This window comes from Leifsonia sp. fls2-241-R2A-40a, from assembly GCF_030209575.1.
GTDB lineage: Bacteria > Actinomycetota > Actinomycetes > Actinomycetales > Microbacteriaceae > Leifsonia.
Genome location: NZ_JARVRS010000001.1, coordinates 2,491,235 through 2,515,816, shown reverse-complemented (window position 1 = coordinate 2,515,816; position 24,582 = coordinate 2,491,235). Strand labels below are relative to the sequence as shown.

Genomic DNA, 24,582 nt, shown 5'->3' with positions numbered 1-24,582 from the left:
TGTCTGCGTTAACGGCCGAGGTGTAGGTTGCGACGCATGGAACGCATTCCGGAGGACGGCGTCGACGACGTCGAGATCGGCGAGACGGATGCCGGCGAGACGCCCGGCTGGGCGGACCCGGCGGACGGCGACGTGGATTACGCGCTGAACGACCCCGAGGCCGAGGCCGACTTCGCCGACGAGCTCGTCACCAACGACGCGGTCGCGGGCGAGACGATCTGGCCGGGACCGGGCGACGGCAACGACGGACCGACGGGCGGCCAGTCGCGCGAGGCCGAGCCGGTGTACGACGAGCACAGCGGCGAAGACGTCGACGACGGCGTGCTCACCGAGGACGACGTCGAGGAGGAGGGCATCTAGCCCTCGTCGGCTGGAGGATGCGCGACCAGCGCATCCACCACCCCGTGCGCGCTCCGCTCGAGGAAGCCCGCGATCTCCTCCGACGGGAGCTCGGTGCCGATCGCGCTCTCGACGAGCGCCTCCTCGGCGAACGCGATCCACGAGCGCAGGGCGATCCGCAGCATCGGTGTGTCCGGGACGCCGAGTTCGAGGAACACCGCGATGACCCGGTCGGCCTGCTCTCCGCGCGCCTCCTCGACCACCTGGCGCACCTCCGTGTCACCGGAGGCGACGCCGCGCACCAGCGAGTAGAACGTGCCGCTGTGCTCGCGGACGAAGGCGACGATCCGGGTCAGGGTGTCGTGCAGGCGGTCGAGGGGTGCGAGTCCCGCGATCGGCTCCGTGGCGTGCAGCATGCTGTCGCGGGCGGTGCGGACGACGTCGCGGTGGAGCCCCTGCTTCGACCCGAAGTAGTGGAACAGGAGACCACGGGAGACCCCCGCGCGGGCCGACAGTTCTTCGATGGTCAGCTGGTCCAGCGGGTTGTCGGCGAGGAACGCGACCCCGAGCGCGACGAGCTGCGCCCGCCGCTCGTCCGGCGTGAGCCGGGTGCGCCGGTCCGTCTCCATCTGCCGAGCCTACCGGCCGGGCCGCCGGGCCGGAGGGGCGACCTCGACTATTGACAGGCGGTCAATAACGTCTAAGCTCGCTCCTGGACCTGGCCGCGCCGACGCTGTCAAGTCCCCCGAACAGGAGGATCGATGAAGTTCCGAAAGCTCGCCGGGTCGCACGCCGGACGGATCGTGCTCGCCGCCGTCCCCGTCGCGGTCGTCTCCACCGTGCTGATGACCGGAGTCGCGCAGGGCGCCGTCCCCGTGTCGTTCTCGGTGTCGGGCAGCCAGTTCCAGATCAGCGCGACGAAGCTCGACGGCACCGGATTCTCGCAGTACGCGGGCGTCGCACCGGACACCGCCGGCAAGGAGCACCAGGTCGCCATCGCGAACATCAAGTCGGCTACGCTCGCTGACCTCTGCCAGGCCGTGGTGGCCGACACCCCGCTGGGCAAGGTCGGAATGCTGATCACCGCGGGCGGCGGCGGCACGCCCGCGTCCGCCTCCGACCTGCAGATCGGGATGACGGACCTCAAGGGCGACTCCGAGTTCCACAACATCCGCATCGGCGTCGACGCCTCCACGGTGAACACCACCGCCAAGGGCGCGGCGGGCGACTTCGCGCAGGATGCGGACGCGGTGACCATCACGAACCTGCAGCAGACCGCGTGGAGCACGCAGGCCTCGGTCTTCACCCTCACCGGCATGCACGTGCAGCTCACCGACGGCTCGAAGGGATGCTTCTGATCGTGGCGGCCCACGCGACGAGCGCTCGGGCGCGCTTTCGGGCCTGGCGCCGCCGCCGCCCCTTCGTCGGAGGGCTGCTGACGGCGCTCGGCGGAGTGGAGCTGTTCTTCTCGGGCCAGCTCGACATCGGCAAGATCCACGTGCAGCTGGGGATCGAGGGACTGCAGGCGACGATCATCCCCATCCTGCTGGTGCTGCTCGGCACCCTGATCATCGCGATGCCCGCACACCGCATCTTCTACGGCGTGATCGCGCTCGCGGTCGCGGTCTACTCGCTCATCGGCGTCAACCTCGGCGGCTTCTTCATCGGGATGCTGCTGAGCACCGTCGGCGGAATCCTGACCGTGGCGTGGATGCCGAAGCAGGCGGGCGCGGACGGTGGCGCGGTGAGTGATGCGGACTCCGCCGCCACCGCCTCCGCCGAGGGCCGGACCGCATGAGGCGGCGCGGATCGGGCGTCGTCGCGGGCGCGTTGATCGCGTGCGTCGCGGCCGCACTGGCCGGGCTCGGTGCGGCCCGCGTGCCCACCGCGGCTCCCGCCGGCCTGTGCATCCCGCTCATCATGCCGTGCAGTTCGCCGACGCCCACGCCCACGCCGACCTCGGGCGCGGACCACCCCGGGCTGCCCGGGCTGCCGCCGCTCCCCGGCTCCTCCTCGACGCCCGGCGTCCCGGCGACACCGGGCGTGCCGACGCCCACGCCCACCCCTAGCGCCCCGGCTGCGCCCGCGAGCCCGGACACCGGCGCTCCCGTCTTCACCCAGCCGCCCGCCCAGCTCGGCAGCACATCCCTCTCGTTCTCCGGACTGAAGGGGATCACCGTGGTGACCGTGCCGCTCGCGGACGGCCGGCGCGTCCCCGTGCTCAAGCTCTCCGCCGAAAGCATCACCATCGACGGCTTCTCCCTGACCGTCCGCAAGGAGACCGGGCCGAAGCTCGTCACCACGGCCGACCAGATGGCGCTCCGCGGCAACGTGCAGGTCTACCTGGACTCGGTGACCGCGACGGGTCGGGACGGCACGCCCTACACGCTCGGCGCCGCGACCCCTCCCCCGGCGGACGGGCTCCCGCCACAGCTGCTGCGCGTGACGCTGGGACTCGTCGGGGTGACCGCGGACAGCATCCACTTCACCGCTCCGCACCAGCATCTTTCGGAGTAGCGCCGACGCGCGGCGGACGCCGCACCGCCACGGGGCTCAGCGGCCGGACTCGCGCCGCAGCCGCCGCCGCTCGCGCCGCGACAGCGCCGCGTACGCCTCCTGCTCGGCGCGCCGGTTCGCCTCCGCCTGGCGGAGCCGCTCCTCGCGCCGGGTGCGCCAGCGTTCGACTTCCGCATCCACGTCGCGGGTCGGCGTGATCACGGGCGGGCCACCCTGCAGCTGCCGCCGCGCCTCGATGATGCGCCGGTTGAAGGTGTCGAGGTGCTCGCGGACCGCCGTCTCCGACGCCAGACGGTCGAGCCGGTCGTCGAGTTCCTTGTCCTCCGTTCGTAGGAGGAGGGCGGGCGGCCCGAGCCCGGTCAGCTTCTCGCGCTCGATCTTGCGCCGGATCCACCAGTCGGGGTCGTGCGTCCCGGTCAGCCCGGGGAGCGGCTTTCCCGAACCAGGCAGGTTGTCGAAGTCGCCGCGCCGCATGGCCTGCTGGATGGTCATCTCGACGATGTGCGCCCGCTGCTCCATGCTGGGCTGGCCGGCGTTCGGCTCCTCGACCGGTTCGCCGCGCTCCTCCGCGTCTCGGCGCAGGCGGTACCGCGCGGCCTCCACGAGCGGGTCGGACTCGGGAGCCGCGCGACGGGATTCGTCACGGTTCCGGGCCATGTTTTCAGCCTACGCCCGCCCTCCGACATCCTGCTCGGCCGCCTTCTGCGATGTCGGCGGCGCCCGCTAACGTCGCTGCATGGAGTTCCGAATCGACGTCCCCCCAGCCGTGCTCGACGACCTGCAGCACCGCCTGGAGGGCGCCATCCTGCCCGAGCCGACGCCCGGCCCGGACTGGTCGAACGGCATCCCGCCCCGGGTGCTGGCCGACCTGGTCGAGCGATGGCGCACCGGGTACGACTGGCGCGGGTTCGAGCGACGGGTGAACGGCTACGAGCAGCGCATGGTCGACCTCGACGGGTGCGCCGTGCACGTCGTCCGCGTCGCGGCTCGCGAACCGCGAGGGCTCCCGATCGTGCTCACCCACGGCTGGCCGTACTCGTTCGCGTCGATGCTAGACCTCGCCGACCTTCTCAGCGCCGACCGCGACGTCGTCATCCCGTCGCTTCCCGGCTACGGGTATTCCGCCGTACTGCCCGAGCCGTTCTCCTCTCCGGGCGTCGCCCGCCGCTGGAACGCGCTGATGACCGGCGAATTCGGCTACGACCGCTACCTGACCTACGGCGAGGATGTGGGCGCCGGGGTCAGCGACTGGCTCGCGGGCGAGCATCCCGAGTCCGTCGCCGGCATCATCGCGACGCACGCGTCCTTCTCCGCGCGGTCGCGCCCCGGAGTCGAGCTGACCGACGAGGAGCAGGCCTTCCTCCGCTCGGTCGCGAACCCGGAGGAGTCCGGCTACGCGCACGAGCAGGGCACCCGCCCCGATACCCTGGCCGCCGCGCTCATCGACTCCCCGAGCGGTCTGCTCGCCTGGATCGCCGAGAAGGTGGCCGCCTGGAGCGACGGCGACGGCCTGGAGCGGTTCGACGTGGATGACGTGCTCACCAACGTCGCGCTGTACTGGGTGACCCGCTCGATCGGGACCAGCTTCCGGCCCTACCGGGAAGAGACGAGCGACGACGACCTGCACCCGATCGTCGCGGTGCCGGCGTCCATCCTGGTCCAGCGCCACGAAGCCGCGTACCCGCGGTCGCTCGCCGAGAAGAGCTACAGCGACATCCGCTCGTTCGGTCGACTGGAGAGGGGTGGCCACTACACCGCGTGGGAGGCACCCGCCGCTGTTGCGCAGGCCGTTCGTGAACTGGAGATGAACATCCGGGGCTGATCCGCTCCGACCGGGTTGACTTTCCTCCGGGGCGTTTTACTGTGTGCACTAAGCAACGGATGGCAGGCTGAACCGCAGGGGGCGGGCAGCTGTACTGCATTCCCGGTGCGCGGCGGTCGGCTTTTTCGGGTGAGCCGGCCGCCGCTACATTTTTCGGCCGACGCGGAGCGACACTCCGGGCACCGCAGGCGGGCGGCCGCCGCCCGCTACGCTGACCTCCGTGACCGATGACGAGCACCTGAGAGCGGTCCGCGAACGCTTCGACGAGCGCGCTGCGACCTACGACGAGAGTTCCATGCACCGCAGCCTGGCCGCCGCGGTCGCCGCCTTCGCCGATCTGCCCGGGGTGCGGTCGGTGCTCGACGTCGCCACCGGCACCGGCCTCGCCCTGCGGGCGCTGCGCGACCGCGGCTACGACGGGACGCTGGCCGGCATCGACCTGGCTTCACGCATGATCGACGAGTCCCGCCGTCACCTCCCGGACGCCGACCTGCGGGTCGGGGATGCGACCAGCCTCCCGTTCCCGGACGACGCGTTCGACCTGGTGACGTGCGTCACCGGGCTGCAGCTCTTCCCGCACCCGGATGCCGCCATCCTGGAGTGGGCCCGCGTGCTCCGCCCCGGCGGTCGCGCGATCACCGCGACGTTCCTGTCATTCGACCCGAGCCGCCACCGCGCGGCACCATCGTCGGCGTACCTCGACCACAGTCCGTTCGACTCAGCGGAGCACCTCGGTCAGACGGTCTCGCCCGCCGGATTCACCGTAGGTCGCACGGAGACCTGGACGGACGGCGCCGATGAACTGCTGATCGCCGAGTTGCCGCTGTCCCGGTGACGCGCGGCGTGGTTCACGCCTCGCCGAACCACCGCCTCAGGTGCCGGGTCAGCTCCTCCTGCTCGTCCCCGATCCACGCGACATGCCCGTCCGGTCGCAGCAGCACCGCGGGTGCGTCCAGCTCGGCGGCCGCGTCGGCGACCACGTCGACACGATCCGCCCAGGCGCCGACCGACAGGCTCCCGGTGCGGTCGAGCAGCATCCCGCGCCCGTCGCGCATCCGCTCGTAGAGACGCCCGCGGCCCAGCGGGATGTCGCGCATCCGGCGCCCGAGCAGCGCCGGCCCGTCGCCGAAGTCGTAGCGGATGCCGATGCCCGCGACCTTCTCCGCCAGGAAACGGCCCACGTCCTCGAAGCCCATCAGCTCGGTGAGCAGCCGTCGCACCGCTTGCGGACCCGGTTCCGGGGAGATCAGCTCGCTCTGCGCCCGCGTGATGGTGAGCACGTCCTCCGCGGCGGGGTGGCGCTCATCGAAGTACGTGTCGAGCAGCCCGGCCGGCGCCCAGCCCTCGACCGCCGCCGCCAGCTTCCAACCGAGGTTGAACGCATCCTGGATGCCGAGGTTCAGTCCCTGCCCGCCGAGCGGCGGATGGACGTGCGCGGCGTCGCCCGCGAGCAGCACCCGCCCCACCCGGTATTGGTCGGCGAGCCGCGTGGCGTCGGTGAAGCGCGTCAGCGAGCGCGGCGAGTGCACCCCGAAATCGGTGCCCGCGAACGCCCGCAGTTGGGAGCGGAAGTCATCCAGCGTCGGAGGCACCGTCCGGTCCTCCGCGACGGATGCCGCGGGCACCACGGCGCGGAACAGCCCGTCACCGGCGGGCCCGATGCCGAAGCCGCGGTGCGTCGTGCGCACCTTCTCCGAGATGGCCGCGATCTCGTCGGCGGCGGCCGTCACCTCCACCTCGCCGAGCAGCCACTCGGTGGTCGCGGCGTCCCCCGGGAACCCGACGCCGAGCATCCGCCGCACCAGGCTGCGGCCGCCGTCGCAGCCGACCAGCCACCGGGACCGCAGACGCGACCCGTCGGCGAGCGCGATCGTCACGCCGTCCTCATCCTGCTCGAACCCGGTCAGTTCGCTCCCCCGCCGGATCTCCGTCCCCAGCTCGGCCGCATGCTCGGCCAGGATGCGGTCGGTGACCGGCTGCGGGATGCCGAGGATGTAGTCGTGCGCCGTGTCGAGCGTCACCGGATGCGGGCTGACGATCCCGGCGAAGCGGCCGCCCATCCCCGGATACGGGGTGCCCTCAGCGAGGAACCGCTCCAGCAGCCCGCGCTGGTCCATGATCTCGAGGCTGCGCGGGTGCAGCCCGAGCGAGCGGACCAGCCGCGTCGGCTCCGCATCCCGGTCCAGCACGAGCACCTGCACCTCGTGCAGCCGCAGCTCGGCGGCCAGCATCATCCCCGTCGGGCCGCCGCCGCTGATCGCCACGTCGACGTCGAACTCACTCATCGATCCCCCATCTCCGACCGGATCGATTCCGGCCGCGACCAGCAATTCTGGTGCATCACCGGGGTCTTGCGGCAAGCCCCCGCCCCTCCAGTATCCTGGAAATGCGGGAGGGACAGGTCACGCCTGAGCGCGCCGGCGGTACTCGTCGGCGAGCAGGCCGAGGACCACCTCGTCGAGGAACTCCCCCATCACCCAGGCAGACGAACGCAGTGTCCCTTCACGCACGAAGCCGTTCCGCTCGGCGGCACCCAGCATCGCGTGGTTGTCTGCGAGCGTCTCGATCTGCAGACGCTGCAGCCCGCGCACCGTGAACCCGTACTCGCAGAGCACCGCGACGATGTCGGTCCCGTAGCCCTTCCCGCGGGCCGCCGGCAGCAATCCCAGTCCGAGGTGCGCGAAGCGGTTGTGCGTATCGATCCCCCACACGGTGGCGGCGCCTACGAGCGTCCCGCCCTCCAGCTCGATCACCGAAAAGGCCACGACATCCTCCTTGGAGGCGTCGGGCTTGAGCCGGGCGTCGTCCGTCCCCGGCATGACCGGGCGCCACGGTCCGCCCTCTGCGCGGGACGACCCTTCCACGTCGTCGTACAACTCGGTGCGGAGGATCGGGATGTCGTCCTCGTGCCGGGCGCGCAGCCCGACCACGGTTCCAGTCAGCATGGATCCTGTCTAGCGGACGCGCATCCCTGCGGTCTACGGCGCCCGCATCCCTGGCGCGTTCGTCTCCCGTTCACCATCCCGTCGCCCCCTGTATGGGCGACATCGCTAGCTTCCGGTTCATGAGAATTCACACATCCGGAGCCGTCGCTGTGCTCGCTGCGACCGCCGTCGCCGGCGCTCTCGCGGTCGCTATCCCCGCCGCAGCCAGCGCCGCGAGCGCGCCCTCGGTCGCGATCACCGAGTGGATGTACGGCCCGGTCGCCTCGTCGGGCGAATTCTTCGAGCTCACGAACGTCAGCGCTGCGCCGGTCAGCCTCGCCGGCTGGTCGTTCGACGACGACAGCCGCACGCCCGGCACCGTGCCGCTGGACACCCTCGGGACCTTGGCGGTCGGCCAGTCGGCCATCGTCACCGAGTCGGCCGATGCCACCTTCCGCAGCGAGTGGGGCCTCGGCGCCGACGCCAAGATCCTCGCCGGGAACACCACGAACCTCGGCCGCGCGGACGAGATCAACATCTTCAACGGTCCGGATGCGGTGACGAACCTCGTCGACCGGCTCACTTACAACGACCAGGGCACCGGGACGGCGAAGGGACCGCGCACGCAGGGCGTCTCGGGCGTCCCGGCGACGCAGGCGGCGCTCGGTGCGAACGACGCCTCGCAGTGGCAGCTCTCCGCCGTCGGCGACGCCGAAGGGTCGCGGGCGTCCAGTGCTGGCGACATCGGTTCGCCCGGCACGAGCCGCTTCGCGCCCGCCGACGGCGGCACGGGCGGCGACACCGGCTGGAAGAACGTCCGTATCAACGAGGTGTCCTCCGACAACGGCAGCACGCCGGTCGGCGACGCGATCGAGCTGTACAACAGCGGAGCGAGCGACGTCAGCATCGCGGGCTGGCTGCAGATCGACAGCGGTACGGCCGCCTCGGCGACGGCGTTCGCTGCGAAGCTCGCCGACGGCATGGCGACCACGGTCATCCCGGCCCACGGCTACGTCTACTTCTCGTCGACCAAGGGTCTCGGCAGCGGCGGCGACGGCGTGAAAGTGTACCTCCCCGACGGCGCCAACGGCACCGCCGGAACCCTGGTGGACTCGACCGAGTACACCGCGGGCGAGGCCGGGACGGACGAGACCAACGACTTCGGCGCGGGCGCCTTCGCCCGGTGCCCCGATGGCAGCGGCGCCTTCGCCTCCGTCAAGGACAAGAGCTTCGGCGCATCCAACGCCGGCGCCTGCGCGACCATCCTCACCAACCCGGCCGACGGAAACGGCGGCGGCCCGGCACTGAACTGCCAGCCCGAGGCTCCCTCCGGCACCGGCACCCTCCCGGCCACCGCGCTCACCCCGACCGCCTGGCCCGGCAGCTCCACCGTGACGGTCTCTGACACGCAGTGCGCGTGGAAGACCACGACCGGACCCGAGGGACGCGACGTCAGCGGCCTGGTCTTCGACCCGGCGAACGCGAACGTCCTGTACAGCGTCAAGAACAAGAGCTGGGTCTTCCGCATGGTCAAGCAGGGCGACACCTGGGTGCCCGACACCACCAACGGCTGGGGCGCCGGCAAGGAGATCTTCTTCCCCGGCGGCACGGACCCCGCGACCAACCAGCCCGACAGCGAGGGCCTGACCATCGGCCCGGACGGCGCGCTCTACGTCACCACCGAGCGCAACAACGCGGCGAACACCACCCCGCTCAACTCCATCCTTCGCTTCGACCCGACGCAGTCCGGCACGCAGCTCGTCGCGACCGACCAGTGGGACCTGACCGCCGAGTTCCCCGAGCTCCACGCCGGAAACAAGACGGAGGCGAACCTCGGCTTCGAGGGCGTCACCTTCGTGCCCGACAGCTACCTGACCGGCAACGGGTTCGTCGACCAGTCCACCGGAAAGACCTACAAGCCGGGCGACTATCCGCAGCACGGCACCGGGCTCTACTTCGCCGCCCTGGAGAACGACGGCAAGCTCTACGCGTACGCGCTGAACTCCGACCACAGCTTCCACCGCGTTGCCGTGGTCGACACCGGCATGGGGCACGTCATGGATGTGCAGTTCAACGCCGACACGCAGCGCATCTGGGCGCTGTGCGACAACACCTGCGGGGTGACGTCGACCGTGCTGAAGGTCAGCACGACGGGAGCGATCGTGCCCCAGGTCGTCTACGGCAAGCCGTCCGGCCTGCCCGTGAACAACCTGGAGGGCTTCGCCCTGGCCCCGAACTCGACCTGCGTCGACGGAACCAAGGAGGTGCTCTGGTCGGATGACGGCATCTACGGCGCCGGCCCGGGCAGCACGACCGAAGGCCACGCGCTCTACAGCGGACGCATCCCGTGCGACCTGAACCTCGGCGAGCAGGGTGTGCCGAAGGGACCGGACGCCTGGGACAAGAAGAAGGTCTACCTCGCCGGCGACCAGGTCAGCTACAACGGCTCGGTCTTCCAAGCCCTCTGGTACACCTCGGGTGAGGCGCCCGGAAGCAACAAGAACGGCGCCTGGTCGGAGATCGCGAAGACCGCCGACGGCACCGCACTCTGGACGGTGACGCGCCCCTTCACCGCGGGCGATGTGGTCAGCTACCAGGGCCGCACCTTCAAAGCCCTCTGGTACACGCGCGGCCAGGCTCCCGGCGGAGTGGGCGGCCCGTGGAGTGAGATCGTCGCTCCCGCGGTGCCCGGCGGCATCCCCGCGTGGAGCGCAGCCACGGTCTACTACGGCGGCGAGAAGGTGACCTACCAGGGCCACACGTATCAGGCCCAGTGGTACACCGCCGGGAGTGCGCCGGTCGCCACGGCGAAGAATGGGGCGTGGAAGCTCATCGGGTGATCCGGTGGGTGGCGCGTGCCGCCGGCCGTTCGCCACAATGACGGCATGACAAACGCGGGGCCGTCACGGGAGACGCGTCGCCAGCAGCGCACGTGGCGCCGGCACGCCGAGACCTACGACGCGAAGGTCGCGAAGGCGGAACGCTCGATGCTGGCGGGGAGCCGCGAGTGGATCGGCGCGCGCGCATCCGGCCGGGTGCTGGAGGTCGCGGTCGGCACCGGCAGGAGCCTCCCCCACTACCGGGATGACGTGACGCTGACCGGCGTCGACCTCAGCCCCGAGATGCTCGCCATCGCGCGACGGCGCGCCACCTCGCTCGGGATGGCGGCTGATTTCCAGCAAGGGGATGCGGAGGCCCTGCCGTTCGCCGACGGGTCGTTCGACACGGTGGTGTGCGCGCTCGCGCTGTGTTCGATCCCCCGGCCGGATGCGGCCCTGGCGGAGATGGCGCGGGTCGTCGTCCCCGGCGGCTCCGTGGTCCTCGTCGACCACATCCGCAGCGACGTCGCCGTGATCTACGCGGGCCAGTGGCTGCTCGAGCGGTTCACCATCCCGCTGCAGGGTGAGCACCTGACGCGGCGGCACCTGGGCGAGGTGCAGGCGGCAGGGCTGGTCGTCGTGGAGGACGAGCGGCTGCGGTCGGGGGCGGTGGAGCGGATTCGGGCGGAGCGGCCCGGCGCCACCCGCTTCGAGGCGACCTAGCCCGGTCCGATGTCCCCGGTCCCTGGGACCATTCCTCTGAGCGGACAATCGATCGGAGGACGGCATGCGGGACGAGGCGACCGTGCTGCACGCCGACCTCGACGCGTTCTACGCCTCCGTCGAACAGCGGGACGCGCCCGCGCTGCGCGGCCGGCCGGTCATCGTCGGCGGCGGTGTCGTGCTGGCTGCGAGCTACGAGGCGAAGGCGCGCGGGGTGCGCACTGCGATGGGCGGGCGGCAGGCGCGCGACCTGTGCCCGGAGGCCGTTGTCGTCCCGCCGCGGATGGATGCGTACTCTGCGGCCAGCAAGGACGTGTTCGCGATCTTCCGCGACACGACCCCGCTCGTGGAGGGGCTGTCGATCGACGAGGCCTTCCTCGAGGTCGGCGGACTCCGGCGCATCGCGGGCACGCCCGAGCAGATCGCGACGCGATTGCGGGAACGGGTCCGCGCCGAGGTCGGGCTCGCCATCTCGGTCGGGATCGCGCGCACCAAGTTCCTCGCCAAGGTCGCCAGCGCGGTCAGCAAGCCCGACGGGCTGCTCCTGGTCGAGCCCGAGCGCGAGCAGGAGTTCCTCCTCCCGCTCCCGGTGGAACGGCTGTGGGGGGTCGGCGCCGTCACCGCGGAGAAGCTCCACCGTCTCGGCATCCGCACCGTCGGTCAGCTCGCCGAGCTCGAAGCCGCCACGGCCGAGAGGCTGCTCGGTAGGGCCACCGGCGCGCACCTCCACGCGCTGGCCCGGCTGCGCGACCCGCGCCCGGTCAACTCCACAAAGCGCCGCGGCTCCATCGGCTCGCAACGAGCGCTCGGCAGCCGCCCACGCACGCCCGAAGAGCTCGACGTCATCCTCACTCAGATCGTCGACCGCCTCGCCCGACGGCTTCGGGACGGGGATCGCACCTGCCGCACGGTCGTGCTGCGCCTGCGCTTCGGCGACTTCGCCAAGGCCACGCGCTCCCGCACGCTCGGCTTCCCATCAGACCGCACCTCAGTGCTGCTGGGTGTGGCCCGAGGTCTGTTGGCTGCCGTTCAGCCGGAGCTCACGGAGCGCGGCATCACCCTCATCGGCATCTCGCTGTCGCAGCTGGGACGGTCGGACAGCTACCAACCCGAGCTGCCGATCGACTGGGACGACGGAGCGCGGCTCGACACAGTGCTCGACGCCGTCCGCGACCGTTTCGGCGCGACCTCGGTCGCCCGTGCGGCGCAGCTCGGCCGCGATCCCGGCTGGTCCACACCGCTCCTGCCCGAACACGAGTGACGGGATGCGCGGGCCGCGCCGATCGTGACGCTAGCGCCCCTGACGCTTTTTGAACGGTTTCGGCTGCCCCTTCACGGCCGGGGCGCGGCCCTTGCCCTTCGACGCTTTGGCCTTGCCGCCGGCCGGAACCACGGGCTTCTCCGCCGGCGCAGGCGCGGCAGCGATCTCATCCTTCGCGGTCTCCAGGAAGGCGGCCCCCGCAGGGGTCAGCCGGGTCGGAGTGGAGTCGCGGACGAAGAGCGGAGACCCGAGCTCGTCTTCGAGTTTCGAGATCGACGAGTAGAGGGAAGCGAGCGGAATGCCCAGCTTGCTCGCCGCGCGCGGGAAGTGCTGCTCTTCAGCCACGGCGACGAAGCGGACGAGCTGGGTGAGGTTCACTTCAGGCCTTTCGTGGACGGGGATGAGCGGATCGCGGCCCGCACGCGCCTCACGGCCGGCGGGCATCCCTCACGGGGAGACGCGAACCCTGCGTCCTTCGAACTCGACGATATCGCCGAGCTGCAGCTGCCGTCCGCGGCGGCGATCGACCTCGCCGTTGACCGTGACGTAGCCGTCGATGATGGCCTCTTTCACGTTTCCGCCGGAGTCGAGGAGACCGGCGAACTTCAGGAACTGCCCGAGCCGGATCATGTCACCGCCGATCGGGATGTCGTCGATCGGACCCGAGTTCGTCATCCCCGAATGCTAACCCACCGCGGACGGACGTCCGGCCGGCCGGGCGTCGCTCGCCCCCAAGCATGCCCAGCCGGCCGGTCCGCCTTTTCAGCACCCCGGAAAGGGGTGGTTCAGACGCGTCGGCTCCCTGTCAGCATCCGGACCAGGAACACGATCACGGCGAGGACGAGAAGCACGATCCCGACCCACAACAGGAAGTTCAGCGAGGAGACGAAGCCTCCCGTGAGCAGGAGGATGATGGCGATCACAGCGATGACGATCAGGAGAATGTTCATGAGCTGACCCTTTCTGGTAGATGAGGTGTTGGCTCTACGCAACCACCAGCGCGGGCAGGTCGCCTCACCCCTAGGGGTGTAATCTGGCGCGCATGCCGACGGGCCTCGCAGCACCGACCAAGCCGTTCACGATCGCACTCGTGGACGACTACGACGTCGTGCTCCTCGGTCTGTCACGCATGTTCGACGACTACAGCGACACCCTCGTCGTCGCGGAGATCGACGCGAACGCACCGCTGTCCGAGTCCATCGACGTCGTCCTGTACGACGCCTTCGCGCAGCCCGAGTCCAGCCACGCGCAGATCGGCGAACTCGTCAGGAACCCGCGCGCGCGTCACGTCGTCGTCTACACCTGGAACTTCCATCCCGAGCTCATCGACAGCGCCCGGGAGCAGGGTGTCCACGGCTACCTCTCGAAGACCCTCCAGGCCCCGGAGCTGGTGGCGGCGCTCCAGGCCGTTCACTCCGGTGAGATCGTGGTGAGCGACTCCCCCGCCCGCGCGCACAGCGCGGAGGGACTCGACTGGCCCGGTAAGAAGGAGGGGATCACCGACCGCGAGTCCGAGATCCTGGCGCTGATCACGCAGGGCAAGAGCAACGCGGAGGTCGCGGAGCTCACCTACCTCAGCCCCAACACGGTCAAGTCGCACATCCGGAGCATCTACCGGAAGATCGGGACCGACAGCCGCACCCAAGCGGTGCTGTGGGGAGTGGAGCACGGCTTCACCCCGGATCACCGGCGGATCGAGCGCTGGCTCGACACCCCCTGACGACGCCCCGGCGCCTCCTGGGCGGCTCAGAACGTCGAGGTCCCGCGGAGGCGGCGCGGGCGCGAATCCGGGTCCAGGATGAAACGGTTGAGCGGATCCGCCCAGAGCCGCTGGAAGCGCGACACCGGTTCGACGCGGTGGCGGCGCACCTGCCCCTGAGGTCGCGGCGAACGACGTCCGTTCGCATGCCAGTCGTCGAGCGCGCCGGCGGACGCTTTCCACAGCGCGAGCCCGCCATCGGTATCGAGCAGCCGACGGTCGTCCGGGTCGAGGCCGAGGTGCTCCGCCCAGAGTTGCATGCGCAGGTCGCGGGCGAATCCGCCCTGTGCATCCGGCTGGTCCGGCGTTGTGTCGAACACCGCGCAGGTGAGTTCGCTGTCCGTGGTCCAGGAGCGGCGGTTGAAGTTGTCCGACCCGCACGTGGCCCACGTGTCGTCGACGATGCAGACCTTCGCGTGGACGTAGATGGGAGTCCCGGCGCCGTTCTCCAGGTCGAACACGCCGAAGCGATCCGGAGCCGTCCGCCGCAGCAGCGCGATCGCGCGCTGCTGGCCGAGACGGCTGGGCGGCCCGGTGACCGGGCCGTCCGAATCCGGATACCGCGGGACGACCGCGATCACCCGAAGCCGGGGGTTGTCGACCAGCGCCTGGGCGATGCTCCCGGCGACCTCGGTCGACCACAGGTACTGGTCCTCGATGTAGATGAACGAGCGGGCGCGGGCGAACGCCTTCGCGTACGCGCGAGCGATGCTCCGCTCCCCCGCCGGCGCGAAGGGGAAGGGAGGCCGCTTCGGGCCGTACGTCCGCAAGAGCTGCACGGCGTGCGAGCCTGCGCGCGGGGGCGGCGGTGCGGTCTCCGGCAACGGTTTCGGATGCTGCGGCATATCGGCGAACCGCTGCAGCATCATCCGGTACGGGTTGCGGTGGTCCAGTGGATGCGGATCGTTCCAGCGCTCGGCGAACACCTCGAGCACATCCGCGACCACCGGGCCGCGCAGCTCGAGCGCGGCGTCGTGCCACGGCGGCCGTTCGCCGTACCGCGGATCCATGTCCACCGCTTGCGGATCCCCCGCGTGTTCGGCGTCGTCGCGGCGGCTGTGTGAGAGGTCGATCCCGCCGACGAAGGCGACGTCGCGCGACGGGTCGTCGCGGTGGCGGATCACGAAGAACTTCTGATGGTGCGACCCGAACGGCCGCACCCGCTGATCCAGCAGGACCTCCCCGCCCGCCTCGTTCACCTGACGCCCAAGCAGCTCGTTGGACATCCCGCTGATCGGCGCCTTCACGCGCTCCCCGTGCGACCGCCAGACCAGCCCGCGCACCTCGACCCCGGACCGGGCGAGCTCCGACAGCACCTCGCCGATGGAGGGACCGTCCGGCAGCAGCCGCTCGTCGGCATCCCCGCGCCAGTCGGTGAAGAACACCCGGTCCCCCGGCCGGAGTGCCGTCAGCTCCTCGTGCAACCGGGCGAAGTACGTCGCCCCGTGCACCAGCGGACGAACGTGGTTTCCCTCCGACCAGGACGACGACCCGTCGTCGCCCGCTTGAAGATCGCTCGCTGGGTTTCCCCGCTCCGATCGGCTGAGGAACCATTTACCGGCGTCATCGTCCACGCGTCGCACTCTACTCATCCACGTGGATGGACGGAGACGGGAGGGCGCGCCACCGTCCGAAGGGACGACGGCGTGCCCTCGCCGCTCACTCCCCCACGTTGATGCGGACCACCTGCCCGCTGGGCCCGTTGCTCCCGCTGGCCGGCATGATCGACCAGTTGGACACGTACGCGCTGCCGCCCCGGAAGGCGAAGCCCGACGGGAAGAACAGGTGCCCCGTCCCGTAGGTGGTGCGCTGCCCGCTCGGGCTGATCTTCACCAGCGCCCCGGCCGGATCGCCGCCCGGGCCCGGGTTGAGCCCGTTGACCTGGAACTCGGTCACATAGAAGTTGCCGCGTCCGTCGAAGCCGCATCCCTGGATCGTGCTGAAGCCCGTCCACTTGACCCGCGCGATCCCGTTCGGCCACACCTGCCAGACGCGCGCGCCGCCCGGCGCGTACGTCCCGCCCAGCAGCTCCGTCACGTAGAGCGAGCCATCGCGCGCCTGTGCGACGCACGTGCTCACGCTGTCCGTGACCGACCCTTTCGGGACGCCCATGAACGCCACCGTCGACACGGTACCGTTCCGATCCACCCTCGCGAGGATGTTGGCGCCGGCGTCCGCGACGTAGCGCGTGTTGCCGACCGTGATCACCGAGTTCGGGTTGGCGTCCGGGAACTGGTCCGGAACCAGGTACTTGTGCGCGGCGGTCCAGGCGTAGTCCGCGTCTCCCGTCGAGGCGATCGGCGACCACCGGCCTGCACGCGGGTCGAGCGCGATCGTGCGTCCGAGCTGCGCGCGCGCCGCATCCACGATCGGGTTCCCCGGTGGCAGCGGCGGGATGGGCGACGTGTTCAGCGCCATCTGCCCGGTCACCCACCTGCCCTGCGCATCCACCGAGACGAGTCCCTCAGCGCCCGCGCCGGACTGGTCGGCGACCGAGAACAGCCCGGTGATCGGATGCGTCAGCGTGCCGTTGGCCCACACTCCGAGACCTCCGGTGAGGCCGGCGAACTGCTCCCCGCCTTCGGGTCCGCCGCCGAGCGGCAGCGTCCCGCCGTGCCCGGCTTCGGCGATGAACAGCTGCCCGCCGGTTCCGAACGTCAAACCGCGCGGATTGTCCAACCCGGACACGACAACCTGCACCGTCCCGTCCGGCGGCTTCGGCGGCTTCGGCCACGCCTGCGCAGGCGTGGCCCCGGCGGCGACCAGCGCCGCGACGAGTAGCGCGGGCACGCCCGCGCGAATGGCGATGTTCAGTGTTCTCATCGACATGACTCCCTATATCTCCATCGATACGGCCACGTCCCCCCACAAACACCGGAGAAGGTAGCACTGCGGGGAGAGGCGGGGCTAGAGAGCGGCGACGATCGGACGCGGCTACTTGAGGAGTCCTTCCTTCGTCAGCCAGTCCCGTGCCGCCGTCGATGCCTGGGTCTTCGTCGAGCCCTCGACCTGGTCACGGAGAGCGATCAGCTCGTCGGTCGTGAGCTTTGCGGAGATCGCGTCGAGCACCGAGGCGAGCTTGGCGCTGTAGATGCTCTTGTTCAGGAACGGGATGACGTTCTGCGCTGCGATGAGATGCTTCGGGTCGTCGAGCACCTTCAGCTTCTTCGACACCAGGTCGGGCGACGTGGTGTAGATGTCTGCGACTTGCACCGCGTTGTCGACGAGCGCTTTGACGGTCGCCGGTCCGCCGTAGTCCTCGATCGACGTGAATGTGACCTTGGTCACGCCGTAGGTCCCTTTGAGTCCCGGGATGCCGTACGGGAGCTCCCCGAACTGAGGATTCGCGCCGAGTGCGAACGGCTCGATCTTGGACAGGTCGCCGATCGCGTTGAGCCCCTCTTTGTCGGCCATGGCCTGGGTGACCACGTAGGCATCCTTGTCTTCGGCGGACGACGGCTTCAGGATCTGGAAATCGCTCGGCACTGCCGTCTTGAGCGCAGCATCCACCTCTTCCGTGGTGCGTGCTGTCGCCTTCGTGTCGTAGAAGAACAGCAGATTGCCGTTGTATTCGGGCATCAGGTTGATCGAGCCGTCCTTGAGGGCGGGGATGGTGGTCTGGCGCGGTCCGAGATTGAACTTCGTGGTCACGTCGAACCCGGCGTTCTTCAACGCGAGCGCGTACATGTTGCCGAGGATCTCGCTCTCGGGGAAGTTGAAGGAGCCGACGACGATTTTCGCGCCGTTGGCGCCGCCGGTGGCCGGCGCCGCCTTCGTAGGGTCCGAGGTGGCGCACGCCGAGAGCGCGAGGAGCACGCCCATCCCGACGATGCCCGCGAGCACGCGGGTCTTCTTTCTGGGAGTGAACATCAGTGGTTCCTTTCTTCGGCGAACGGGCCGCGGGCGCGGGCCGGAAGGGTTGGCTCGGGAACAGTCGGCGCACGGCGTGGGGCTCGGAGGTGCGCGTCGCGTCGCGTCAGTCGCTGGACGAGCGCGAAGAGACCATCGACGACCAAGGCGAGCGCCGTCACCAGGAGGGCTCCCCCGAGGATGCGGTTGTTGTCGTTGAGGCTGATCCCCGATGCGATGATGGCGCCGAGCCCGCCCAGCGAGATGTAGGACGCGATCACCGCTGTCGCGATGACCTGCAGTACCGCCGCGCGGATCCCGCCGATGATCAGCGGAAGCGAGAGCGGGATCTCGACCCTGAACAGCACCTGCAGCTCGGTCATCCCCACGGACCGCGCGGCATCCACGACCTGCTGGTCGACCGACTCCACGCCCGCGTACGCTCCGGCGAGGATCGAAGGTATCGCGAGGACGACGAACGCGATCATGGAGGCGATGAACGCCGTCGCGGTGAAGGGAACGGTCAGTCCGATGACGACGAAGAGTGCACCCAGCAGTCCGAGGGTGGGCAGGGCCCGCATCGCGCCGCTGAACCCGATGACGAACTGGCGTCCGCGCCCCGTGTGGCCGATGTAGAAGCCCAGCGGCAGGGCGATCACCGCCGCGATTGCGACCGCCACGACGGTGTACAGCAAGTGCTCAAGAATCCTGTCCTGAATCGGCAGCGGGCTCTGGGACCCCGGCACGTAGTTGGCGGGATCCGTGAGCCACGCAAGAGCGTTGAGGAAGAACTGCATCGTCAGGCTCCCCGCTCGAGGACGACGAGGGATGGCTCTCGTCGCCGACGCTGCGTCGCGTGGGGCCAGCGCATCAGAAGGCGCCCGGTCTGGACCAGGATCGTGTCGAAGACGAGCGCGATCAGCAAACTCGCGACGACACCGACCATGATCTCTTCGAAGAACTGCCGTTGCAGCCCGTCGGTGAACAGGTAACCCAGATTCGCCGACCCGACGAGCGCGCCGACCGAGACGAGGGCGACCGTGCTCGCCGACACCACTCTGATGCCGGCCAAGAGGACTGGACCGGCCAGCGGCAGTTCGACCGCCCAGAAGAGCGACCACCGGGAGTGACCGACCGCCGTCGCGGCCTCGACGGTGTCCGCCGGAACGGAGACGAACGCATCCGACGCGGAGCGAACCATCACGGCGACCGCGTAGATCGTCAGCGCGACCACGATGTTGACCGGGTCTGTGATCCGGGTGCCCAGCAGATAAGGGAGGATCACGAACAGCGGAAGCGACGGAATCGTATAAAGCAGGCTCCCGCCGCCGACGATGATCGACCGCCAGGGCCTCCATCGACTGGCGAGCCATCCCAGCGGCACGGCGACGAAGAACCCGATCAGAATGGGCGGGACGCTCAGAAGGACATGGTTGAGAGTGAGCTCGCCGATGAGGCTGATGTTCGAAATGATCCAGCCCATGCAACCGATCCATTCGCCAACGAAGCCCCGCGCTCTGCCCCGATGTCCCTGGGACGGCCCGATTTATCTACCTTAGCTAGCAATTTCCCGATTGGAACAAGCTCGGCGCATTTCCTCGGAGAACTTCGACCGGCTCAGCTGCCCGACGCGAGAGGATGATGGACCCATGCCCGCTGTCCATCGTCCCGGCCTCCGGGTCAACTCGGGACTGACGATCCCCGAGTCCGAGTTGTCGTGGCGGTTCTCGCGATCATCGGGTCCCGGCGGGCAAGGGGTGAACACGGCCGACTCGCGGGTGGAACTGGTGTGGGATGTGGCGGGCTCCACCGTTCTCTCACCCCTCCAACGCGAGCGGCTCATCGAGCGTCTGGGCGGTCGCATCGTCGACGGGAAGCTGACGATCGCGGCATCCGAGCACCGCGAGCAACTGCGCAACAGGGACGCCGCGCGCGTCCGGATGGCAGATCTGGTCGCCGAGGCCCTCCTGCCGCCGGCAGCGCCGCGACGACCGACGAGGCCGAGTCGCGGCGCCCGGCAACGGCGTCTGGAGGCGAAGAAGCGGCGCACCGACATCAAGCGCCTGCGTCGCCCTCCGCAGGACTGACGACTCGTCCAAGATCCCGACGGCGCATGCACGGATGGCACCATGAGACGTACCCTCACAACGTGAAAACGAAGTGGCTGTTCCTCGTCATCGGCATCGTGCTCGTCCTCATCGGACTCCTGTGGACGCTTCAAGGGCTGAACGTGCTCGGCGGCTCCGTCATGAGCGGCTCCCCGCTGTGGGGCACGATCGGCCCCATCGTGCTTATCGTCGGAGTCGTGCTCATCGTCGTCGCGCTTGTGCGGCGGCGGCGAGGGTCGGGGGCGTGAGGACGGTGGGGTGATCGCCTGGTCGACGCCTGCAGCAGCCGGTGGAGCGCCGCAGTGCCGGCCCGTCTGGGTCTTCCGTCGCAGGCCCACGGTGACGGTTTAGAGATAGGCATGCCGCCTTGGCTACGATGTCCGCGCAGATTCGTTTGGCAATAGGGCCCACTGCTTGCTAAGACTGTTCCCATCCCAGCCCAAGTCATCGTCGATCCACACGGCAGCGATCTGTAGTGACGACAAGTACTCAGCATGCGCAGAACCAATCGGCTCCGAGAAAACCGCGAGCTTGCGTACGTGGTGCCCTTTGGCCGGGTAGAAGTAGTAGCTGTACTCAAGCAGCTGTGAGACGGCCTCTCGGACGGCCTTCGTCGAGTTGCCTTGTGCGATCTGCTTGACTTCCACCAGAACTCTAGCCGTTTCGCGCGCTAGCTCGAGGTCGCGCGGGTGTACATCGGTCGACGGTCGCCAACCCAACAGGCTGGCAGCCAGGCCGTACTCGCTCAGTACGCGCTCGTGCTCGCGGCGCTTATTGATTGTCCGCCCTTCGATCTGCGCCACATATTCGCCCGCATCCTTTGGCCGAAAGTTGGCTAACGGGTCGTCGCCTACTTGTGCGTCCAAGTCTCGCCTCGCCGTCGCGTCGACATCCATCCTGACGGCCGGGCTGAGTCGCCACACGTCACTTCTCGTCGAGGGCAGCATCTCGCCTCGGCGCTTCATCAGGTGATAGGCCGAGTCGACATTGTTCTGCCACGCAGGCTCGCCACCTCTTCCCCTTCGAGGCTTGCGGTCTTCTTGGGTGAAAGTAGCGCCATAGAGTTTCTCGATGGTGTCATGTACGTTTCGCCGGTATGCCTGATCACCGAGCAGAGAAACAGCGCTAATAATCCACTGGCGGACCGTAGCCCGCGCTGATTCGGTCATAGCCTGGAGCTCACCCGCCAAAACATCGCCTATACGTTCTTTCCAGTTCCGCCGAGATCAAAGTGCGAGTGCAGGGACTGAAGGAACCCGTGTTCGTCCTCAGTCACGCTTCCTCCATGCATGACCTTTTTCCGAACGTCATTCAGCTCGACGATCCAGCTCGACTTGTCTTTCCAGCTCGATGCCTTTCTATCGCTAGGAAGAGTGAAGTCCTTGTCATACAGCTTGTTCCACAGAGTCATGTTGCCGTGAAGGACGATGTCTCGGTAGTCGATGAGGAACAGGCAATCCCACCAATCGACCGTTTCTCCGGGTGGCGCCTCATACTGCTTTTCGGCCCGAAGGCTCTGTGCCGATTGGAAAACCTTTTTAGGGACGCCGTCTTTGTACCAACTGGCCCCGAATTCGTCTTCCAACTTCTGCCGAATTTCCTTCTTCAAGTGGGCTTCGATGTCGCTAACCATCGCGTAGGACTCGAGATTAAATTGTTTGTCCTGGTTAGCCAACCAATCGAGCAGACCCTCAGGCTCAAATCCATCTACCACCTCATGCAACGCTGCTTGGAACCGTCGCGTGTATTTGGTTGGACCACCGCTACCCAGCCAACTTCTGAACTCCGCAATGTCCTCAGTGCTCAGGCCGCCGATGTACTCCGTGAGTTGCGAAAGAATTGGGCGCACCTGGACAAACACGTCTTGCGGCCGATTCTCGCGGGGATCGACTTTATGTTCCGCCTGTAGATACTCGACTGCGTCGCCTATTACCCGGAGGAGCGCCTCCACGCCGGCATTCGTAAATACGAAACCACCCTCACCGCGACCCAGGTTCCACTGGGTAGGGAGCTCGTCTCTAAGGTGCGCAAAGCACAGCTCCAAGAAGTCGGTCAGCGGTTCATAAGTGTCTTCGTTGGAAGTCCGATAGAAGGAGCCGAATTTTTTCGGCCCTGACGGGGCGAAGTCGCCGATGAATCTACCTCGATCGATGCCCCGCTGGACGGCGTCCAAGCTGATGCAACGGCGCTCGGTGAGCTGTTCCTCACCGAGGACCACGCGACCACGCAGAGGCGAAGATTTGAGTTCCCCCAGAAGCTGGGCAACCTTCAACTTCAGTGCGTTTGCTTGCTTCTTCTTGTCAGGGCTCGCCCAAAGAAGGTCCGCGTTCAGAGTGTTTTGCAGGTTCTTCGGAACCGCTTGTTGGTTCTCATTGATTTGCATAAATAGCTCAAGCTGCTTTTCTCCGGGAAGATCCACGAAGGCGACAACCGGGACGAGTTCGCTCTTGGCACGATCCGAGTTAGCGAATCCATACAAGCGGTGTTGCCCATCGATCACATACGCAGAGCGATACTTTCGCGGAAGATGCAAGACACCGACTGACGTCGGGCCCACAGGCTTATCCGCGCGGTCGAAACGTAGCGGCCTGCCGTTGTTATCGATATTTAGAATCAACGAGTTAGGAAAGAAGCCGCCCTTATCGACGAAGTCTGCAACTTTCTTCAAGCGTGACTTCTTGATGATTCGCTGGTAAGTAGGCATCCATCGCCGGTTAGCGCTGTTCCGGTGAAGAACGTAAGCGATTTTAAGTAGACGCTCGGGCTCAATGGCGAAGGAGTAGTAGCGATAGCCCCCCATTTTTCCGCCGATGGCCGCTACTTTTCCGTCCATAGCGGAGATTTGCTGTCCTTGGAAAAGGTTTCCGAGCAGCTGGAACTTGGCAGCGCTTCCCAAGTGGGTAGAAAGCTCGAAGTAGTAGTCGATCGCCTCCTCGTCGAGATAGGCGATGTCTGCTCCGGCGATCCTCTCCTGCGTCTCCTTGGTTACGTTGATGTTGTTAGTTGCAAATACGAACTTCACCTTGTGATCAGGAAACTCCTGACGAATGGACCCGATTAAGCCCGCGCGATAGCCCTGAATGCTCTCAATCTCTGTCTTGAACGCTTGGGTGGGAGACTGCTCGCTTTCGGAAGACTTACATTCGATAACAAGCACCACTTCGTCGTCAGCTGCTAGTACGTCGACCTGCTTGGACTCATTCGCCCCCTTGCCGTACGGAATCCGAAGCGTGCGACCCTTGCTGAGGTGCTGGAAGCCTAGGCGGGCGCACACGGCCCAGACCTTATCTTCGAACGCAAGGTCGTGCGCCTTTAATTTGCGCATCCAGACGTCGTTCTTCAGAAACTTGTCGACGACCCAGCCGTCCGCCTCATACTCGGCGCGACGAATGATGGGGATCTTCTCTCGCAAGTATGGCGAGAGACGCCGAGTGGTCTCGCGCTTGACGCTTCGTTGCGGAATTAGCTCGAGCAATGCAGTCATTTCTTCTCGATATTTGTGAACAGATATTCCTCTGTCCGGCCACGCTTCGCCTTTGCGCCCCCAACCGCGTTTCGCCGGCTTACCGTGACTTTGCGGCCAAGCGGCCCAAAAAGCTCGTCAATGGAACCATGGGCCGCGTTCGTCAGGATGAATAGAGCCCCCCGACCTGCCACCTCAGATACGACCCGCGCCAACCGCTTCTGGTCGTCGTATGAGAACAGGTGCTGGTTGTACTTAACAAATCCGTTGTTATTGTGCGCGACCGTATAGGGCGGGTCCAAGAACACGACGTCGCCGGCTTCAACCTTGGACATCGCCGTTTCAAAGTCCGATGCTGTCAAATTGACGTTTTTTAGGCGATCACTTGCGGCTACTAGACGCTCCACGCCAGGAACATTGGCGCTCTTTCGGCGCCCGTAAGGGACGTTGTACTGGCCCTTGAGGTTCACTCGAAAGATCCCGTTATAGGAGGTGTGGTTCAAGAAAATGAATCTCGCAGCTCGCTCGGTTGCGTCCTCTGGAACCACCGCGCGTAGCGCATAGTACTCGGCCGCAGTATTGGAGAACCGCTGCAGCATCTCCGCGATTGCTCGAGGTCGATCGCGCACTTCGGAGTACACCTCGATCAGATCTGAGTTCAGGTCCGAGAGCTGTGCACTTTCGCAACGGAGGCCGAAGAAGATGGAGCCGCCCCCCAGGAATGGTTCGTGGTAACGCTTGATCTCCACGCTCTGAAGCAGCTCAAGAACCTGGGGCACTAGCCAGCGCTTGCCGCCGGCCCACCGGAGAAATGGGTCCAGCTTGGAGCCCTCGACCGCTGGTCCGATGCCGATCTGCGCAGGTTCGACGATCGGAGAAGCGGGCACAACGACCTCCTGTGGTCCGGGACGAGTATGAAAAGGCTAATGCATAACAAGAGGGACCTTTTAGACGACGCGCTAGCGCCTCGATGGAAAGGCTAGGAGGACCCCGCGTAC

The 24,582-nt window shown here is 67.7% G+C and carries 27 protein-coding genes; 12 read left to right on the top strand and 15 right to left on the bottom strand.

The features are described 5' to 3' along the window. The first annotated feature begins 36 nt into the window (after nt 1-36). Nucleotides 37-360: a hypothetical protein gene (locus QRN40_RS12520; protein WP_285115990.1), complete on the top strand. Its 324-nt coding sequence runs from the start codon at nt 37-39 to the stop codon at nt 358-360. Here the strand turns inward: QRN40_RS12520 and QRN40_RS12515 are convergent. Beyond that, on the bottom strand, nt 357-968 hold the full coding sequence (locus QRN40_RS12515) for a TetR/AcrR family transcriptional regulator (RefSeq protein ID WP_285115989.1): 612 nt from the start codon (nt 966-968) through the stop codon (nt 357-359). The two genes, QRN40_RS12520 and QRN40_RS12515, sit on opposite strands and share 4 nt — an antisense overlap. A gap of 132 nt (nt 969-1,100) precedes the next feature. On the opposite strand from QRN40_RS12515, the gene QRN40_RS12510 reads away from it, so the two are divergent. From QRN40_RS12510 to QRN40_RS12500, 3 genes are read left to right on the top strand one after another with little or no spacing between them, the layout of a single operon-like run. Continuing rightward, on the top strand, nt 1,101-1,697 hold the full coding sequence (locus QRN40_RS12510) for a DUF6230 family protein (protein WP_285115988.1): 597 nt from the start codon (nt 1,101-1,103) through the stop codon (nt 1,695-1,697). Continuing rightward, entirely contained in the window at nt 1,688-2,137 is a 450-nt protein-coding gene (locus tag QRN40_RS12505; RefSeq protein WP_285115987.1) for a DUF6114 domain-containing protein, read from the top strand. Before QRN40_RS12510 ends, QRN40_RS12505 begins: the two co-directional genes overlap by 10 nt. Further along, entirely contained in the window at nt 2,134-2,856 is a 723-nt protein-coding gene (locus tag QRN40_RS12500; RefSeq protein ID WP_285115986.1) for a hypothetical protein, read from the top strand. The genes QRN40_RS12505 and QRN40_RS12500 overlap by 4 nt, the downstream gene beginning before the upstream one ends. A 36-nt stretch (nt 2,857-2,892) precedes the next feature. Here QRN40_RS12500 and QRN40_RS12495 read toward each other — a convergent pair whose 3' ends face one another. After that, nucleotides 2,893-3,513 carry a DnaJ family domain-containing protein gene (locus tag QRN40_RS12495; protein WP_285115985.1) on the bottom strand — a complete coding sequence of 207 codons (621 nt, stop codon included), beginning with the start codon at nt 3,511-3,513 and terminating at the stop codon, nt 2,893-2,895. Nucleotides 3,514-3,592: 79 nt separating this feature from the next. Here QRN40_RS12495 and QRN40_RS12490 point away from each other — a divergent pair, with 79 nt between their 5' ends. Both QRN40_RS12490 and QRN40_RS12485 read left to right on the top strand, forming a co-directional pair. Beyond that, nucleotides 3,593-4,678, top strand: a complete 1,086-nt coding sequence (locus QRN40_RS12490) for an epoxide hydrolase family protein (RefSeq protein WP_285115984.1) — start codon at nt 3,593-3,595, stop codon at nt 4,676-4,678. Between the two features lie 220 nt (nt 4,679-4,898). After that, nucleotides 4,899-5,513: a class I SAM-dependent methyltransferase gene (locus tag QRN40_RS12485; protein WP_285115983.1), complete on the top strand. Its 615-nt coding sequence runs from the start codon at nt 4,899-4,901 to the stop codon at nt 5,511-5,513. 13 nt (nt 5,514-5,526) lie between these two features. Here QRN40_RS12485 and rox read toward each other — a convergent pair whose 3' ends face one another. Beyond that, nucleotides 5,527-6,963 (bottom strand): rifampin monooxygenase, encoded by a 1,437-nt coding sequence (gene rox, locus QRN40_RS12480; RefSeq protein WP_285115981.1) that lies wholly within the window; start codon nt 6,961-6,963, stop codon nt 5,527-5,529. A 117-nt stretch (nt 6,964-7,080) separates the two neighbouring features. Beyond that, nucleotides 7,081-7,623 (bottom strand): GNAT family N-acetyltransferase, encoded by a 543-nt coding sequence (locus QRN40_RS12475; protein ID WP_285115980.1) that lies wholly within the window; start codon nt 7,621-7,623, stop codon nt 7,081-7,083. Nucleotides 7,624-7,742: 119 nt separating this feature from the next. Here QRN40_RS12475 and QRN40_RS12470 point away from each other — a divergent pair, with 119 nt between their 5' ends. The 3 genes from QRN40_RS12470 (at nt 7,743) to dinB (ending at nt 12,405) form a co-directional block, all read left to right on the top strand. Continuing rightward, complete coding sequence (locus QRN40_RS12470) at nt 7,743-10,442, top strand: lamin tail domain-containing protein (RefSeq protein ID WP_285115979.1); 2,700 nt, start codon at nt 7,743-7,745, stop codon at nt 10,440-10,442. A gap of 45 nt (nt 10,443-10,487) precedes the next feature. Continuing rightward, nucleotides 10,488-11,144 (top strand): class I SAM-dependent methyltransferase, encoded by a 657-nt coding sequence (locus QRN40_RS12465; protein ID WP_285115978.1) that lies wholly within the window; start codon nt 10,488-10,490, stop codon nt 11,142-11,144. Nucleotides 11,145-11,208: 64 nt separating this feature from the next. Beyond that, entirely contained in the window at nt 11,209-12,405 is a 1,197-nt protein-coding gene (dinB, locus tag QRN40_RS12460; RefSeq protein ID WP_285115976.1) for a DNA polymerase IV, read from the top strand. 30 nt (nt 12,406-12,435) lie between these two features. On the opposite strand, the gene QRN40_RS12455 is transcribed toward dinB, so the two are convergent. The 3 genes from QRN40_RS12455 to QRN40_RS12445 form a co-directional block, all read right to left on the bottom strand. Further along, the gene (locus tag QRN40_RS12455) at nt 12,436-12,783 is read right to left on the bottom strand and encodes a LysR family transcriptional regulator (protein ID WP_285115975.1); all 348 of its coding nucleotides are present in this window, start codon (nt 12,781-12,783) and stop codon (nt 12,436-12,438) included. 69 nt (nt 12,784-12,852) lie between these two features. Continuing rightward, a complete protein-coding gene (locus QRN40_RS12450) occupies nt 12,853-13,080 on the bottom strand; it encodes an RNA-binding S4 domain-containing protein (protein WP_285115973.1) in 228 nt (75 codons plus the stop codon). A gap of 110 nt (nt 13,081-13,190) precedes the next feature. Beyond that, nucleotides 13,191-13,355 (bottom strand): hypothetical protein, encoded by a 165-nt coding sequence (locus QRN40_RS12445; protein WP_285115972.1) that lies wholly within the window; start codon nt 13,353-13,355, stop codon nt 13,191-13,193. A 92-nt stretch (nt 13,356-13,447) separates the two neighbouring features. Between QRN40_RS12445 and QRN40_RS12440 the strand changes: the two genes are divergently transcribed. Next, complete coding sequence (locus QRN40_RS12440) at nt 13,448-14,125, top strand: response regulator transcription factor (RefSeq protein WP_285115971.1); 678 nt, start codon at nt 13,448-13,450, stop codon at nt 14,123-14,125. Between the two features lie 26 nt (nt 14,126-14,151). On the opposite strand, the gene QRN40_RS12435 is transcribed toward QRN40_RS12440, so the two are convergent. From QRN40_RS12435 to QRN40_RS12415, 5 genes are all read right to left on the bottom strand, one after another. Further along, nucleotides 14,152-15,738: a phospholipase D family protein gene (locus tag QRN40_RS12435; RefSeq protein WP_285115970.1), complete on the bottom strand. Its 1,587-nt coding sequence runs from the start codon at nt 15,736-15,738 to the stop codon at nt 14,152-14,154. An 85-nt stretch (nt 15,739-15,823) separates the two neighbouring features. Then, nucleotides 15,824-16,987 (bottom strand): ScyD/ScyE family protein, encoded by a 1,164-nt coding sequence (locus QRN40_RS12430; RefSeq protein WP_285115968.1) that lies wholly within the window; start codon nt 16,985-16,987, stop codon nt 15,824-15,826. A 111-nt stretch (nt 16,988-17,098) separates the two neighbouring features. Next, nucleotides 17,099-18,034: an ABC transporter substrate-binding protein gene (locus QRN40_RS12425; RefSeq protein ID WP_285115967.1), complete on the bottom strand. Its 936-nt coding sequence runs from the start codon at nt 18,032-18,034 to the stop codon at nt 17,099-17,101. Then, nucleotides 18,034-18,810, bottom strand: coding sequence for an ABC transporter permease (locus tag QRN40_RS12420; protein ID WP_285115966.1), 777 nt, complete (start codon nt 18,808-18,810; stop codon nt 18,034-18,036). The genes QRN40_RS12425 and QRN40_RS12420 overlap by 1 nt, the downstream gene beginning before the upstream one ends. A 2-nt stretch (nt 18,811-18,812) precedes the next feature. Beyond that, complete coding sequence (locus QRN40_RS12415) at nt 18,813-19,496, bottom strand: ABC transporter permease (RefSeq protein ID WP_285115964.1); 684 nt, start codon at nt 19,494-19,496, stop codon at nt 18,813-18,815. A gap of 166 nt (nt 19,497-19,662) precedes the next feature. Between QRN40_RS12415 and arfB the strand changes: the two genes are divergently transcribed. Together arfB and QRN40_RS12405 are read left to right on the top strand one after the other, a co-directional pair. Further along, nucleotides 19,663-20,100 (top strand): alternative ribosome rescue aminoacyl-tRNA hydrolase ArfB, encoded by a 438-nt coding sequence (gene arfB, locus QRN40_RS12410; RefSeq protein WP_285115962.1) that lies wholly within the window; start codon nt 19,663-19,665, stop codon nt 20,098-20,100. Nucleotides 20,101-20,162: 62 nt separating this feature from the next. Beyond that, on the top strand, nt 20,163-20,369 hold the full coding sequence (locus QRN40_RS12405; protein ID WP_285115960.1) for a hypothetical protein: 207 nt from the start codon (nt 20,163-20,165) through the stop codon (nt 20,367-20,369). A gap of 123 nt (nt 20,370-20,492) precedes the next feature. On the opposite strand, the gene QRN40_RS12400 is transcribed toward QRN40_RS12405, so the two are convergent. From QRN40_RS12400 to QRN40_RS12390, 3 genes are read right to left on the bottom strand one after another with little or no spacing between them, the layout of a single operon-like run. Then, nucleotides 20,493-21,290 carry a hypothetical protein gene (locus QRN40_RS12400; RefSeq protein WP_285115959.1) on the bottom strand — a complete coding sequence of 266 codons (798 nt, stop codon included), beginning with the start codon at nt 21,288-21,290 and terminating at the stop codon, nt 20,493-20,495. Nucleotides 21,291-21,319: 29 nt separating this feature from the next. Next, nucleotides 21,320-23,605, bottom strand: coding sequence for a DGQHR domain-containing protein (locus tag QRN40_RS12395; RefSeq protein WP_285115958.1), 2,286 nt, complete (start codon nt 23,603-23,605; stop codon nt 21,320-21,322). Beyond that, entirely contained in the window at nt 23,602-24,471 is an 870-nt protein-coding gene (locus QRN40_RS12390) for a DNA adenine methylase (protein ID WP_285115956.1), read from the bottom strand. Before QRN40_RS12390 ends, QRN40_RS12395 begins: the two co-directional genes overlap by 4 nt. Nucleotides 24,472-24,582: the final 111 nt, after the last annotated feature.